Genomic DNA, 12,688 nt, shown 5'->3' with positions numbered 1-12,688 from the left:
ATCAACGCCCCGCGTACGAATCGCCAAGGACACCATGCAGACACGCACCAACAACCCGACGCCCTCGCGCCCCGAACATGCGAGCGTGCGCGAGCCGCGCGCCGCGCTGCCTTCGAACGCGACGCACTGGATGGCCGTGTGGCGGCGCAACTATCTGGTCTGGCGCAAGCTCGCCCTCGCGTCGATGTTCGGCAATCTCGCCGATCCGATGATCTATCTCTTCGGTCTGGGCTTCGGGCTCGGGCTGATGGTCGGGCACGTCGACGGCGTCTCGTACATCGCGTTTCTCGCGGCAGGCACGGTGTCGTCTTCGGTGATGATGTCGGCGAGCTTCGAGTCGATGTACTCGGGCTTCTCGCGCATGCACGTGCAGCGCACTTGGGAAGCGATCATGCACACGCCGCTCACGCTCGGCGACGTGGTGCTCGGCGAGGTGATGTGGGCCGCGAGCAAGTCGATGCTATCGGGCGTTGCGATCATGGTGGTGGCGGGCCTGCTCGGCTACGCGAGCTTTCCTTCCATGCTGCTCGCGCTGCCCGTGATCGCGCTCGCGGGCCTCGCCTTCGCGAGCTGCGCGATGATCGTCACCGCGCTCGCACCGTCCTACGACTTCTTCATGTTCTATCAGACGCTCGTGCTCACGCCGATGCTGCTGCTCTCCGGCGTGTTCTTTCCGATCGCGCAACTGCCCGCCGCCGCGCAGCACATCACGTTGATGCTACCGCTCGCGCATGCCGTTGCGTTGATCCGCCCCGCCATGCTCGACCGGCCTGTCGAGCAGGCCGGCCTGCACCTGCTCGTGCTCGCGATCTACGTAGTAGTGCCGTTCGCGATCGCATCCGTGCTGTTCCGCCGGCGCATGATGCGCTGACACCCCATAGCGCGGCGTTCAGTCCTCGTCGTCGCCCCAGGGAATATCGACGTCCGAAATAAACGCGACCGTCGCGAACGGGCCGCCTTCCTGGCGGCCGACCTTGCCGTCGGCGCGATGCCATTCCACGCGGAACATCGTCGATTGGGTCTGGGCGAGCAAGCGCACCGTGCGGATCTCTTCGGGATCCGACTCCTCCACCGGGCCATCGAGCGAGACCAGCAGCGACTGCGGCCAGAGACCGTCGGCCGGGTCGTAGATGCGATCGCCGTCGGGGATCGAGGTATCCGCCTCGACGCCGATGGTGGCCGAAGCCTCGACGATCATCTTGCCGAGCGCACGAAGCACCGCCGTGGCGCGTGCCGAATTGGCCTGGCGAATGGCGAGATCGCCGCGCGTGAGCGCCTGCTCGAGTTTCGGATTGGTTTTTTGCTTTGCCATGCTGGTTTTCGGGCCGCGGCCCGCTCCGTGGCGGACGGCGAACCGCCCGCGTATTACAAGAATGCCAACGCTGAACGCATGGCGCCTGCCTCGTCCCGGCGTCCCTAGAAGCCTAGCGCCACCGCCGCGAGCCCGGCGGCGATGCCGAAGAACACCACCGTCGTGCCCACGACCGCGAGCATGCGCGGCCGGAACGAGCCCGCCAGCATCGCGAACGACGGCACGCTCACGGGCGGCAGCGTCATCAGCAGCGCGCCCGCGGGACCCACACCCATGCCGAGCGCCAGCATCGCCTGGATGATCGGCACCTCGCCGGCCGTGGGGATCACGAACAGCATGCCGACCACGGCGAACGTGACGATCCAGCCAAGGCCGCTCGTGACTTCCGGGCCGATATGCGGGAACAGCCATGCGCGAGCGGCGCCAAGCAACAGCACCAGCACGATGTATTCCGGCACCAGCCGCACGGCCATGCGCGCAAAGATGCGCGCCCAGCGCACGAAGACGTTGCCGCCTTCGGCCTGCTGCTGGGCGAGTTGCGCGAGGCGATCGTCGGCGGCACGCGATTCCTCGGGCGTCACGAGCCGGTTGCAGACCCAGCCGAGGCCGAACACCATCAGCAGGCCCAGCGTGAGACGCAGCGCACTCCACTGCCAGCCGAGCACGAAGCCCATGAACACGAGCGTCGCGGGATTGAGCACGGAGTTGCCGAGCCAGAACGCAATCGCGCCACCAGCCGACGCATTGCGCGCGCGCAGGCCCACGACCACGGGCGCGGCGCAGCAGGTGCACATCATGCCGGGCACGGCGAGCAGGCCGCCCGCCGCGACGCTGCCGAAGCCGCGTCGGCCAAGCACGCGCGCGACCCATTGCACGGGCAGGAGCGCCTGCACGCCGGAACCGAGCAGCAGGCCGAGCACCATGGCCTGCCAGATCGCCTTGCCATAGGCGTAGGCGTAATCGAGCGCGGCGGAGAACGAGGGATCGGGGGCGGTGGCCGCGCCGCCCATCAGGATCGATTTGCCGATGGAGTGCGTCTCCTCGGCGGTAAATGCGCGGTGATAGTACGGGAACCACTTCACGTAGAAGAGGCCGGCCACCGCCAGCAAAATAAAAATGGGCCAGCCGTAAGACGGGGGCGATTGCGCTGGACGTGCGCTCGTCATTGTAAAAATTCTCCGGGATTGAGCGTATGAACGGCCGACGGGGCGCCGTCACGCGAGGCGTGATGGCGCCCCGGCGGCGCATGCTGGATCGTAGTGTATGCCTTGCGAATCGCCAACGCCTTTGCTGCGTTGGCGCCTCACGCGACGCCGCGCGGCCCGGTGAGGGACAGCGCGGTTTGCCGCTTTCCCTTTAAGGGGCCGGATTCGGCTGCTGCTCGTGCAGCGCGTCGATCTGCGCGAGCACTTCGGGGGTGAGCTTGACGTCGGCGCTGGCGATGTTTTCCTTCAACTGCTCGAGCGAGGTCGCGCCGATCAGATTGCTGGTGAGGAACGGCCGGCTGTTGACGAACGCGAGCGCGAACTGCGCAGGCGTGTAGCCATGGGCGCGGGCGAGTTCCACGTAACGCGTCGTTGCGGCCACCGATTCCGGCTTGCTGTAGCGCTTGAAGCGCTCGAACCGCGTGATGCGCGCGCCTTCGGGACGCGCCCCGCCCTCGTACTTGCCCGAAAGCCAGCCGAACGCGAGCGGCGAATACGCGAGCAGGCCCACGGCTTCGCGGTGCGCGAATTCGGACAGGCCGCTCTCGAACGTCCGGTTGAGCAGGCTGTACGGATTCTGGATGCTGACGATGCGCGGCAGCCCGAGCTTTTCGGCGGCGCGCAGGAACTGCGCGACGCCCCACGGCGTTTCGTTCGACACGCCGATATGGCGGATCTTGCCCGCCTTCACGAAATCGGCGAGCACGCTGAGCGTTTCCTCGATCGGCACCGTGTATGCATCGTCGAGATACGGGTACATGCTGCGGCCGAACGTCATCGTGCTGCGATCGGGCCAGTGCAGCTGATACAGGTCGACGTAGTCCGTCTGCAGGCGCTTCAGGCTGCCGTCGAGCGCTTCTGTCAGGTTCTTGCGGTCGAACTGGTTCTGCGGCCCGCGAATGTGCTGCGGATTGTGCGGCTGGCGCGCCGGGCCTGCAATCTTGGTGGCGAGCACGATACGCTCGCGCGCCGCGCGATGCTGCGCGAGCCACGTTCCGATGAAGCGCTCGGTCTGTCCCTGTGTCTCCGGGCGCGGCGGCACGGGGTACATTTCAGCGGCGTCGATCAGCGTGACGCCCTGGTCGAGCGCGTAGTCGATCTGCGCATGCGCCTCGCGCTCCGTGTTCTGCTCGCCCCACGTCATCGTGCCGAGCCCGATCAGGCTCACCTTGACGTCGGTCTCGCCGAGTGTGCGGTATTCCATGGAAACGTTGTCCATCAGTTCGGTTGGGGAGCGCCGAAACTACCACGACGCGGGAAATTTTTCAGGAGTTGCAGAATACGACCGCATGCTTCCGCAAGTGGCGCAATGCGCCGCGGCGGTCGCGGCGCCGCTCGGCGACAGACGTGCCAGAATCCGCACGTGCGCCTACGAGGAGAAATCGGCATGGAAAACCGACGCAGCTACGAATATATGGGTTTCGACATGACAGCCGGCGTGGACGGCGATCACGAAGCCGGTTTTTACGTCTCGACGCAGATCATCCAGAGCCTCACAGACGCCGAAAACGCCAACGTGCCGGTCGACGGCATCGCCGCTGGCCGCTTTCCGACCCAGGACAACGCCTTCGACGCGGCCTTCGATCGCATTCGCGAAGCGATCGACAAGCGCCTGCGCGCCGCTTCCTGAGCGGCGCACGGGAAAGAAACAGAACGGCCGCAGAAAAGCAAAAAGCCGGACGTCGCAACGACATCCGGCTTTCAGGCCGCCCGACTCACGGGCGGCTCAGCAACGAATCGGAAACTTCGGCGCGACTTACTGGCCGAAGAAAACCGATTGCGGGCCCGTGGCCTTTGCGTGGCTGCCCGACTGCGAAGCCGAGCCGGCGACACCGCCGTAAGCCGTTTGGGCGCCTTGTTCCTGGACGCGTTCGGCGGCCACGGTCTGGACGCTCTGGCCACGCTGCGAAGCGGGCGCGCCGACGTCCGGGCGATAGAACGGTGCCGGGCCGTAGCCGCTGGCGAACGCCGGAGCGGCAACAGAAGCGGTAGCTGCGACCAGCAGCGCTGCGATGAGTTTGGTCTTCATGGTGGACTCCAATATCAGGTTCAGTTGCGGATCGGGAAGGCGCCGCGCCTGGGAGGTCAGTGCCCACGAGCTGCGTCAACGAAACTCAGTGTATACACCTACTATCGGAAAATAATCGCGATAATCCGAATTTACTATTCTCCGTTCCACAACAATCCTGTCAGGCAGATCTGACGGGGCTGAGCGCCGAACAGACCCTAAAAGTGCTCTCAAAAAAATTTGCGCGACGCAGCAAATTGCGGACGGATTACATAACGCAGATAGGGTTTTTCGTCCGAAAATGGCCATCGGGCGCACATCCTGCTTAGGTATCCGGCAAATTGGCGCAGTGCGCAAAGGGTACGAAGAGCCAGGCCCGCATGCGTTAAAATGCAAGGTTGATCCCACGTCAGCCGTTACTTCCCGGTTTCCCATCGCCATGTCCGCCACCCGTCAAGCCAGCCCCCGCCGCGTTTCTGTCGCGCCGATGATGGACTGGACCGATCGCCACTGCCGTTCGCTGCATCGCTTCATCTCCCGGCACACGTGGCTGTATACGGAGATGGTGACGACGGGCGCCCTCATCCACGGCGACGTGCCGCGCCATCTCGCGTTCACGCCGGCCGAGGCGCCGGTCGCGCTTCAGCTGGGCGGCAGCGAACCCGACGACCTCGCGCGCGCCGCGAAGCTCGGCGAACAGTGGGGCTACGACGAGATCAACCTGAACTGCGGCTGCCCGTCCGAGCGCGTGCAGCGCGGCGCGTTCGGCGCATGCCTGATGAACGAACCGCAACTGGTGGCGGACTGCGTGAAGGCGATGCGCGATGTCGTATCCGTACCCGTTACGGTCAAGCACCGCATCGGCGTGGATACGGTCGAGGACTATACGTTCGTGCGCGACTTCGTCGGCACGATTGCCGAAGCGGGCTGTGAGGTTTTCATCGTGCACGCGCGCAACGCGATCCTGAAGGGCTTGAGCCCGAAGGAAAACCGCGAGATCCCGCCGCTCAAGTACGACTACGCATACCAGCTCAAGCGCGACTTCCCGCAGCTCGAAATCATCATCAACGGCGGCATCAAGACGCTCGACGAAGTCGAGCAGCATCTACAGCACGTCGATGGCGTGATGCTCGGCCGCGAGGCGTACCACAACCCCTACGTGCTCGCCGACGTCGATGCGCGCTTCTATGGCTCGACCGATGCTGCGCTTACGCGCGAGGAAGTGGAAGCGAAGCTCATCGAGTACTGCGCGAGCGAAATCGCACGCGGCACTTACCTGGGCGCGATCGTGCGCCATGCGCTGGGCCTCTACCGCGGCGTGGCCGGCGCGCGCGGCTGGCGCCGCATCCTCTCGGACAGCCGCAAGCTCGCGAAGGCAGATCTCGCGATCTTCGACGAGGCCCGCGAATATCTGCGCGTTCCGGACGAAATTCTTGAATAAAGGGCTAGGCAAGGCAACTTTAGTATGTATATAATCTTGCTTCTTGATTGACGCCGCTTTCGAAGCAGCGCTAGTTGAGAAAACAGCGGTGGCTGTAGCTCAGTTGGTAGAGTCCAGGATTGTGATTCCTGTCGTCGTGGGTTCGAGTCCCATCAGCCACCCCAAAGAATTCAAGCACTTAGCCCAGTTCGATGAACTGGGCTTTTTGCTTTCTGGAATCCGTTTAAGCGCCGGTGCAAGCAATTCAAGTCGAAGCGACGCGAGCGGTTGGTCGCGAAAGCGATCCCGCATGCGACGCTGCAATCTTTTGAGTGTGCGCGTAGCTGGCCTGGGTCGTCAGCCTGAGCCCGGCATGAAACACCTTCGAACCGTCGCCTAAGTAATGCCGTTTGCCCGCTCTTTCGCAGCAACGAATTGGCGATGGGTAGCGACCTCGCGCGCGATCAGGGCGCGTATCAAATCGTCGTTTGGGTTTTCGAGGATCAGCGGCGGCAGATCACGCGCCAATCCTTCGCGTGCCGCAACCCAAGCCTCGTAGGCAGTTGTGAGCTCGTCAACTTTGTCCAAAGTCTGTCCCCGACGACTGGCAATGATTCTCCCGAACCATTGCACCGATTTCGCTTGCTGCGCGCTCGCATGGGCGCGAGCGGGAGCAAGTTAATCACACATTTGCGTCGGAAACGACCAAGGATTTTCGAGGCAGCGTTCAGTACATTCGTGCGCTGCCGGATCCCTGCCAGACAACAGCAGAGAGATGGCCAAGTACGACGACGAGATCAATCAAATCAATACGCAGCGCAGTGATTGCGTAACCTGACACGCAGCATTAGTCGAGGTCAATCATTTGCAAAGCTTGCAGCTTCCCGATTGCTGTTGCCTCTTCGTAGGTACCGCGATGCATCAAACGACCACTAGACAACGGGACACTGCCAGCCCAGACAGTATCGTCCATTGCGATGGCCCACCGCGGACCGAATTCTCCGTTGCCAACATCAAACGGCGTGAAATCGACGATGTATCCCTTGTAGCGAATGACGTGATTGTTCATTGGCTCTCCTCCCGGTTGCAATCTAACACCGGCGCCGAGGGTGAATTTTTAGAGATCGTTAAGTGAATGTGGACGCGCCACGGAAATCGTTAACGGCCGCTGTGGCAGCAACCTTTAGCGACTTGGGGCAATCCCCCCATCACATAGCGGCAGGGAAATGACTGCCTATTACACCGAGATCGACAAGCGAAGCGCGCGGGAGCGTCATAGCAGCAGCCGGCGAACGAGCCGCTCTCGCGCCTTCCGATGCGACGAGAGCGCCGAGTGAAACAGGTTTGCCTAGCCCATCAAGATTTCATCGACCATCGCGCGCCCCCAAGCGAACCCGGCGCTTTCGGCATCGTCCCGAGTCCTGTGGCTCGTCTTCAGGTCTTCACTCGAAGCGATCTCGCGTTCTGGGCCCCTGCTTACTTTCGCGCGCCATACCCACATTTCATTGGGGCACTCAAGGGTTTCCGAATGGAGGTCGTAACCACGGTAGTCGGTAAAACGCACGTTCCAGCCCATCGGCAGTCTCCTTTCAAATTGAAAGGAAATAGTAGCATGGCCGACGTCGCTGGAACCCACGCACTCAAGGCAAGTAGCGAATAGAGCCATCGATGAGCGACTACCTGACCACGAACGAACTCGCCGACTGGCTTGGACTCAGTGCGGATACCAGAGCAACGAAATTAGGAGGAGCGGCTAAAATAGCGACAGCATTTCGGAATGCCCCGCCGCAAACCCACACCGGTGTGGGGTCGATAAAGTGGGCCATATTCCGAAATCAAAATCACAGCGCTTTGATTTTTAACCTGAATTTGCTGTTCGCCGACTCGATTGCGATTCTTGTTGTCGTGGGTTCGAGTCCCATCAGCCACCCCAAAGAATTCAGCAGTGAACAAATGAGCCCGCACGGGTTGCGGGCTCATTTGCGTCTGTGCACGAGAGACACCCGGGAACGTCTTTGAGCTTCGAGCAATACTACAGGCGGCTGCACCTGCCGGAGACTGCGTCCCCGGCAGAAATCAAGCGCGCCTACCGTCAACTGCGCGCGAAGTACCACCCCGACCGCAACAAGGGTCGCGAGGCGGCAGTCGAGCCGGTCTTCAAGCTCATTCAGGAGGCCTTCGAGATTCTGAGCGGCAGGCGCATCGCGCCAACGGCGAGGACAACTGGCGCCGCGAGTCCGGCCGGCAAGACCCGCAACGGCGAAGCGCAACCGCGTCAGCGTCGCGCGGCGCCGCCCATGCGCGGCGCCCACTGCCTCGTCGAGCTATTCGTGCCGCTAGAAGTCGCGATCAATGGCGGCGGCGTTCAAGCCCACTACCCTGTCAAAGGTCCGTGTCCCGCGTGCGAACAGGAAGATCGCGGCGCGCTTTGCGAACAATGTCACGGCACCGGCGTAAAGACATGGCGCAAGTCGGAAGTGGTCGCAATTCCACACGGCGCATGGGACGGTCAGCGTCTGGTGGTGGCCGGCGGCGGGCACCCCGGCGTGAACGGCGGCCCACCGGGAGACGCGACTTTCTCCGTCTCCATCGTTTGCGGCCCGGGCTTTACGTGCAACGGGCTCGATCTCGCTTGCGAGCTTCCAGTCGACTTCGTGACGGCCATGCTAGGCGGCGGCGTTCAGGCCAAGGTGCTCGGCCGCACGTTCGACGTGAAAATTCCGGCGAACGCGAATGCGCGCACGCCGATCCGTCTGCCGGGTCTTGGACTCGCGGACCGCAACGGCGGGCGCGGCAACCTCACGCTGCACCTGGTCCTCACGATGCCGGCCGCCGCTGCACATTTGACCGGGGCCGAGCGCCAGCAACTACGCGACATGTTCGCCGATGCAGCGCGCCGGGCAAGCCAGTCGCCCAGCGCGAGTTCGCAAGGCAAACGCTAGCTCGCTTGCGTGCCGCGCGCATCGATCCACGCGCGCGCCGCTTCGAAGCCCGCCTCGGCCGCCGCGTGCTCGGTGGACCAGAGGCGCGTGATAGGCACGAGCTGCCAGTCCTCCACGATCGTATCGTCCTTCAGCACACGATAGTGCGCCTTCACGCCCGTGAGCACCTGCTCGACTGCGACTTCAATATCGTAGTCCTTGTAGCGCTCCTGGTAGTCGCCCATGTCGATGCCCTTCGGCTCCATGCTCGCCTCTTCCGTCTTCCGTTGACGGTTCATGCTAGCACTTGCGCGCGCCGCGACTCGCAGGCGGCGCCGGCGCGGGCACGCTTCACAGGCGCGCGATCGACACCTCCGTCGACTTCACCAGCGCGACCACTTCCGAGCCCACCTTCAACTCGAGTTCGTCGATCGAGCGCGTGGTGATGACCGAGGTGACGATGCCGAATGCCGTATCGACATCGACTTCCGAAACGACGGGCCCGCGAATGATTTCCTTGATCTTGCCGCGAAACTGGTTGCGCACGTTGATAGCGGTAATGCTCATAGATTCGGCTCCGTGGGTTCGAGTAAAAACAACAGGATTCCTGATGAATAATTCAGACCACTGCGCCCGTTGGCCGCCCGGCGGCTGGCAGTGGGCCGTGGCCTAGCACGCGCTGCAGCACGCTCTCCTCGAGCGCAGCAAAGCGTGCGTCGACGCGCGCCCGCGGGCGCTCGAGCGGCACGCGCTGATCGAGCGCGATGCGCCCTGCCTCGACGAGCAGAATACGGTCGCCGAGTGCGACAGCTTCGTGCACGTCGTGCGTCACCAGCAACGCGGTGAAGCGATGCTCGCGCCAAAGGCGCTCGATCAGCGCATGCATCTCGAGGCGCGTCAGCGCGTCGAGTGCGCCGAGCGGCTCGTCGAGCAGCAACAGGCTCGGACGATGCACGAGCGCACGGGCGAGCGCAACGCGCTGGCGCTGGCCTCCCGAGAGGCGCGCGGGCCACTCGTCGGCGCGCGCGAGCAGGCCCACTTCGTCGAGCACCGCGCGGGCGTCGTCACGCGCGCCGCGCCCGAGTCCGAGCATCACGTTCTGCAAGACGGTCTTCCACGGCAAGAGGCGCGCGTCCTGAAACATGATGCGCGTATCGAGCGGCGCGCCATCTGCGCCGCGCCGCTCGACCACGCCCTCGTCGGGCGTTTCGAGGCCGGCGATCAGGCGCAGCAACGTGGACTTGCCGCAACCGCTGCGTCCGACAATCGACACAAAACTGCCGCGCTCGATCGCGAGGTCGAAGCCGGCGAGCACGGCGTGCTCGCCGTAGCGCTTGCCCACACCGCGAAGGGCAACGGCGGCGTCCACTTCGGGCGTAGGCGTACGCGGTGCCACGCCCTCGCGCGCCGCTTGCGCCCTGTCGTTGCGCTCGCGCGCCTGCACGCGCCCGGCGTCTTCCCACGCCCCGCCGTAGTTCGGCGCCAGTTGACTCGCGCTCATGCTTCGTTCTCCTGTTGATAAGCGGGGTGCCAGCGCAGCGCCACGCGCTCGAGCGACTTCGCAAGCCAGTCGGCGAGCTTGCCGAGCGCCGCATAGAGCAGGATGCCGACCACCACCACATCGGTTTGCAGGAATTCGCGCGCGTTCATCGTCATGTAGCCGATGCCCGACTGCGCGGAGATCGTTTCGGCGACGATCAGCGTCACCCACATCAGCCCAAGCGCAAAGCGCACGCCGACGAGAATCGATGGCAACGCCCCCGGCAATATCACCTCGCGATAGAGCGCGAAACCCTTGAGCCCATAGCTGCGCGCCATCTCGACGAGATTGGCGTCCACCGAGCGGATGCCGTGAAACGTATTCACGTAGACGGGAAAGAACACGCCCAGCGCCACGAGAAAGACTTTCGCCTCCTCGCCAATGCCGAACCACAGGATCACGAGCGGAATCATGGCGAGCGCCGGGATATTGCGGACCATCTGCACGGTCGAATCGAGCGCGGTTTCCGCGGGCTTGAAAAGCCCGGTAGCCAATCCGAGCACGAGCCCGATGCCGCCGCCGATCGCGAACCCCGAAAGCGCCCGCCACGTGCTCACGCGCACGTCCGCCCACATTTCGCCCGACTCGATCAGCGACCAGGCCGCCCGCACCACGGCGAGCGGCTCGGGCAGCACGCGCGTCGAAAGCGCGCCGCTTCTTGCGGCGATCTCCCAGATCACCAGCACCGCCAGCGGCACTAGCCAGGGCGCGAGCCGCCGCCGGCTCCCCCGCACGAATCTCCGCGCGGCGCGCAGCGCACCGCCTGGGGTGGTGTGATCGCGCGCGGGTGCGGCCCTTACTACGGATTGCGTCATCGTTGCATCCTCCACGATTGCTGCCGTTCTCCAGCGCCTCAGCTCTGGCTCACTTTCGGCAGATAGTGATTCCCGACCACTTCGCCGAAAGGCCCCGAAAGGGGGCCGCCCGCGCCCTTCGCCGTGCGCCCAGGCAGCAGCGGGAACACGAGTTCCGCAAACCGGTAGGATTCCTCGAGATGGGGATAGCCGGACAAGATGAACGTCTCGATGCCAAGCTGCGCGTATTCCTTCATGAGCGCGGCTACCTGTTCAGGATTGCCGACGAGCGCCGTGCCCGCGCCGCCGCGCACGAGGCCCACGCCAGCCCACAGGTTCGGATACACCTCGAGGTCCTTGCGCGTGCCGCGCTTGCCGCCGTGCAGCGCGGCCATGCGGCGCTGGCCTTCCGAATCCATCTTCGCGAATGCGGCCTGGGCGCGCGCAACCGTCTCGTCGTCGAGGTGGCTGATGAGCTTGTCGGCGGCGGCCCACGCTTCGTCTTCGCTCTCGCGCACGATCACGTGCAGGCGAATGCCGAAGCGGATCGTGCGGCCGTGCTCGGCGGCGCGCGCGCGGATGTCGGCGATCTTGCGCGCGACGGCTTCGGGCGGCTCGCCCCACGTCAGATAGGTGTCGATGTGCGCGCCCGCCATGGCGTGCGCGGCCGGCGACGAGCCGCCGAACCACAACGGCGGATGCGGATGCTGCGCTGGCGGATACAACACTTTGCCGCCTACCGAGCGCAGATGTCGCCCCTCGAAATCGATCGCCTCGTTCGCGTGCGACGCGGCGAGCAGCTTGCGCCAGATATGCAGGAACTCGTCGGTGATTTCGTAGCGCGTGTCGTGATCGACGAAGAGGCCATCGCCTTCCAGCTCGGCCGTGTCGCCGCCCGTCACGACGTTGATGAGCAGACGGCCATTGGAGAGCCGGTCGAACGTCGCGGCCATCCGTGCGGAGAGTGCCGGCGACGAGAGGCCGGGGCGGATCGCCACGAGGAACTTCAGGCGCCGTGTCGCGGCGATGAGGCTCGACGCCACGACCCACGCGTCCTCGCACGAGCGCCCGGTAGGCAGCAGGACGCCTTCATAGCCGAGCGTATCGGCGGCGACGGCGATCTGCTGGAAATACGCGAGATCGGCCGCGCGCGCGCCCTGGGTCGTGCCCAGATAGCGGCTGTCGCCGTGGGTCGGGATGAACCAGAACACATTCATGCATTGCTCCTGCCTGGAAATTCGAAACGAATCGGGTGACTGCCGGCCAGCGAGCACGCGCGGGCACGCCGCGCAAGCGAATGCGCCGCTCGTGGCTCGATTGAGAGGATTCGACAGCAGACGGAATGCGCCGGCGCGTTCCCCGTGCGCCTCGCGAGAGCGCCCGGCGACGGCGGCGCCGTCTTCATGGGGAACCAGTCTAGGGACCGCTCGCACCCTTTAGAACGATTTTTTTGAGCTTAGGTTTTCCACTTTCGTGCTTTACCCGACG

17 protein-coding genes and 1 tRNA gene are annotated in these 12,688 nt (G+C 64.3%); 6 read left to right on the top strand and 12 right to left on the bottom strand.

Annotation, left to right across the window (positions count from 1 at the left end):
- The first annotated feature begins 34 nt into the window (after positions 1-34).
- Entirely contained in the window at positions 35-871 is an 837-nt protein-coding gene (locus tag ACOJB8_RS27600; RefSeq protein WP_133184261.1) for an ABC transporter permease, read from the top strand.
- An 18-nt stretch (positions 872-889) separates the two neighbouring features.
- Here the strand turns inward: ACOJB8_RS27600 and ACOJB8_RS27595 are convergent, their stop codons facing one another.
- The 3 genes from ACOJB8_RS27595 to ACOJB8_RS27585 all read right to left on the bottom strand — a co-directional run bounded on the left by ACOJB8_RS27595 (position 890) and on the right by ACOJB8_RS27585 (position 3,721).
- Positions 890-1,312, bottom strand: a complete 423-nt coding sequence (locus tag ACOJB8_RS27595) for a hypothetical protein (protein ID WP_042268617.1) — start codon at positions 1,310-1,312, stop codon at positions 890-892.
- Positions 1,313-1,416: 104 nt separating this feature from the next.
- Positions 1,417-2,478, bottom strand: coding sequence for a permease (locus ACOJB8_RS27590; protein WP_069267553.1), 1,062 nt, complete (start codon positions 2,476-2,478; stop codon positions 1,417-1,419).
- A gap of 190 nt (positions 2,479-2,668) precedes the next feature.
- A complete protein-coding gene (locus ACOJB8_RS27585; RefSeq protein WP_069267612.1) occupies positions 2,669-3,721 on the bottom strand; it encodes an NADP(H)-dependent aldo-keto reductase in 1,053 nt (350 codons plus the stop codon).
- 183 nt (positions 3,722-3,904) lie between these two features.
- On the opposite strand from ACOJB8_RS27585, the gene ACOJB8_RS27580 reads away from it, so the two are divergent.
- The gene (locus ACOJB8_RS27580) at positions 3,905-4,147 is read left to right on the top strand and encodes a hypothetical protein (protein WP_342945658.1); all 243 of its coding nucleotides are present in this window, start codon (positions 3,905-3,907) and stop codon (positions 4,145-4,147) included.
- Positions 4,148-4,273: 126 nt separating this feature from the next.
- Here ACOJB8_RS27580 and ACOJB8_RS27575 read toward each other — a convergent pair whose 3' ends face one another.
- A complete protein-coding gene (locus ACOJB8_RS27575; protein WP_028204875.1) occupies positions 4,274-4,546 on the bottom strand; it encodes a hypothetical protein in 273 nt (90 codons plus the stop codon).
- A 418-nt stretch (positions 4,547-4,964) separates the two neighbouring features.
- Between ACOJB8_RS27575 and dusA the strand changes: the two genes are divergently transcribed.
- Positions 4,965-5,966, top strand: a complete 1,002-nt coding sequence (dusA, locus tag ACOJB8_RS27570; RefSeq protein ID WP_342945657.1) for a tRNA dihydrouridine(20/20a) synthase DusA — start codon at positions 4,965-4,967, stop codon at positions 5,964-5,966.
- Between the two features lie 88 nt (positions 5,967-6,054).
- Positions 6,055-6,130: transfer RNA gene (locus tag ACOJB8_RS27565), tRNA-His, on the top strand.
- 211 nt (positions 6,131-6,341) lie between these two features.
- Here ACOJB8_RS27565 and ACOJB8_RS27560 read toward each other — a convergent pair.
- The 3 genes from ACOJB8_RS27560 to ACOJB8_RS27550 all read right to left on the bottom strand — a co-directional run bounded on the left by ACOJB8_RS27560 (position 6,342) and on the right by ACOJB8_RS27550 (position 7,521).
- Positions 6,342-6,533, bottom strand: coding sequence for a hypothetical protein (locus ACOJB8_RS27560; RefSeq protein ID WP_141710819.1), 192 nt, complete (start codon positions 6,531-6,533; stop codon positions 6,342-6,344).
- A gap of 259 nt (positions 6,534-6,792) precedes the next feature.
- Entirely contained in the window at positions 6,793-7,014 is a 222-nt protein-coding gene (locus ACOJB8_RS27555) for a hypothetical protein (RefSeq protein WP_069267557.1), read from the bottom strand.
- Positions 7,015-7,293: 279 nt separating this feature from the next.
- Complete coding sequence (locus ACOJB8_RS27550; RefSeq protein ID WP_069267558.1) at positions 7,294-7,521, bottom strand: hypothetical protein; 228 nt, start codon at positions 7,519-7,521, stop codon at positions 7,294-7,296.
- A gap of 92 nt (positions 7,522-7,613) precedes the next feature.
- Between ACOJB8_RS27550 and ACOJB8_RS27545 the strand changes: the two genes are divergently transcribed.
- The gene (locus ACOJB8_RS27545; RefSeq protein ID WP_342945656.1) at positions 7,614-7,964 is read left to right on the top strand and encodes a hypothetical protein; all 351 of its coding nucleotides are present in this window, start codon (positions 7,614-7,616) and stop codon (positions 7,962-7,964) included.
- Positions 7,961-8,887, top strand: coding sequence for a DnaJ C-terminal domain-containing protein (locus ACOJB8_RS27540; protein ID WP_475015503.1), 927 nt, complete (start codon positions 7,961-7,963; stop codon positions 8,885-8,887). The genes ACOJB8_RS27545 and ACOJB8_RS27540 overlap by 4 nt, the downstream gene beginning before the upstream one ends.
- Here ACOJB8_RS27540 and ACOJB8_RS27535 read toward each other — a convergent pair.
- The 5 genes from ACOJB8_RS27535 to ssuD form a co-directional block, all read right to left on the bottom strand.
- Positions 8,884-9,132 (bottom strand): DUF6566 family protein, encoded by a 249-nt coding sequence (locus ACOJB8_RS27535; protein ID WP_069267560.1) that lies wholly within the window; start codon positions 9,130-9,132, stop codon positions 8,884-8,886. The two genes, ACOJB8_RS27540 and ACOJB8_RS27535, sit on opposite strands and share 4 nt — an antisense overlap.
- Before the next feature lie 85 nt (positions 9,133-9,217).
- On the bottom strand, positions 9,218-9,433 hold the full coding sequence (locus ACOJB8_RS27530; protein WP_028204871.1) for a TOBE domain-containing protein: 216 nt from the start codon (positions 9,431-9,433) through the stop codon (positions 9,218-9,220).
- Positions 9,434-9,485: 52 nt separating this feature from the next.
- Positions 9,486-10,367, bottom strand: coding sequence for an ATP-binding cassette domain-containing protein (locus ACOJB8_RS27525; RefSeq protein WP_342945654.1), 882 nt, complete (start codon positions 10,365-10,367; stop codon positions 9,486-9,488).
- Entirely contained in the window at positions 10,364-11,221 is an 858-nt protein-coding gene (ssuC, locus tag ACOJB8_RS27520) for an aliphatic sulfonate ABC transporter permease SsuC (RefSeq protein WP_342945653.1), read from the bottom strand. Before ssuC ends, ACOJB8_RS27525 begins: the two co-directional genes overlap by 4 nt.
- Positions 11,222-11,259: 38 nt before the next feature.
- Entirely contained in the window at positions 11,260-12,417 is a 1,158-nt protein-coding gene (ssuD, locus tag ACOJB8_RS27515; RefSeq protein WP_342945652.1) for an FMNH2-dependent alkanesulfonate monooxygenase, read from the bottom strand.
- Between the last annotated feature and the right edge of the window lie 271 nt (positions 12,418-12,688).

Source organism: Paraburkholderia sp. BR10141, assembly GCF_056155635.1.
The sequence above is the reverse complement of the archived record's forward strand: the minus strand, read 5'-3'. Positions and strand labels throughout refer to the sequence as shown.

Coding starts and splice junctions, on each gene's coding strand:
- ssuD (WP_342945652.1), bottom strand. CDS start 12,417: ATGAATGTGTTCTGGTTCATCCCGACCCACGGCGACAGCCGCTATCTG.
- ACOJB8_RS27550 (WP_069267558.1), bottom strand. CDS start 7,521: ATGGGCTGGAACGTGCGTTTTACCGACTACCGTGGTTACGACCTCCAT.
- ACOJB8_RS27525 (WP_342945654.1), bottom strand. CDS start 10,367: ATGAGCGCGAGTCAACTGGCGCCGAACTACGGCGGGGCGTGGGAAGAC.
- ACOJB8_RS27530 (WP_028204871.1), bottom strand. CDS start 9,433: ATGAGCATTACCGCTATCAACGTGCGCAACCAGTTTCGCGGCAAGATC.
- dusA (WP_342945657.1), top strand. CDS start 4,965: ATGTCCGCCACCCGTCAAGCCAGCCCCCGCCGCGTTTCTGTCGCGCCG.
- ACOJB8_RS27575 (WP_028204875.1), bottom strand. CDS start 4,546: ATGAAGACCAAACTCATCGCAGCGCTGCTGGTCGCAGCTACCGCTTCT.
- ACOJB8_RS27595 (WP_042268617.1), bottom strand. CDS start 1,312: ATGGCAAAGCAAAAAACCAATCCGAAACTCGAGCAGGCGCTCACGCGC.
- ACOJB8_RS27590 (WP_069267553.1), bottom strand. CDS start 2,478: ATGACGAGCGCACGTCCAGCGCAATCGCCCCCGTCTTACGGCTGGCCC.
- ACOJB8_RS27600 (WP_133184261.1), top strand. CDS start 35: ATGCAGACACGCACCAACAACCCGACGCCCTCGCGCCCCGAACATGCG.
- ACOJB8_RS27555 (WP_069267557.1), bottom strand. CDS start 7,014: ATGAACAATCACGTCATTCGCTACAAGGGATACATCGTCGATTTCACG.
- ssuC (WP_342945653.1), bottom strand. CDS start 11,221: ATGACGCAATCCGTAGTAAGGGCCGCACCCGCGCGCGATCACACCACC.
- ACOJB8_RS27545 (WP_342945656.1), top strand. CDS start 7,614: ATGAGCGACTACCTGACCACGAACGAACTCGCCGACTGGCTTGGACTC.
- ACOJB8_RS27585 (WP_069267612.1), bottom strand. CDS start 3,721: ATGGAATACCGCACACTCGGCGAGACCGACGTCAAGGTGAGCCTGATC.
- ACOJB8_RS27580 (WP_342945658.1), top strand. CDS start 3,905: ATGGAAAACCGACGCAGCTACGAATATATGGGTTTCGACATGACAGCC.
- ACOJB8_RS27535 (WP_069267560.1), bottom strand. CDS start 9,132: ATGGAGCCGAAGGGCATCGACATGGGCGACTACCAGGAGCGCTACAAG.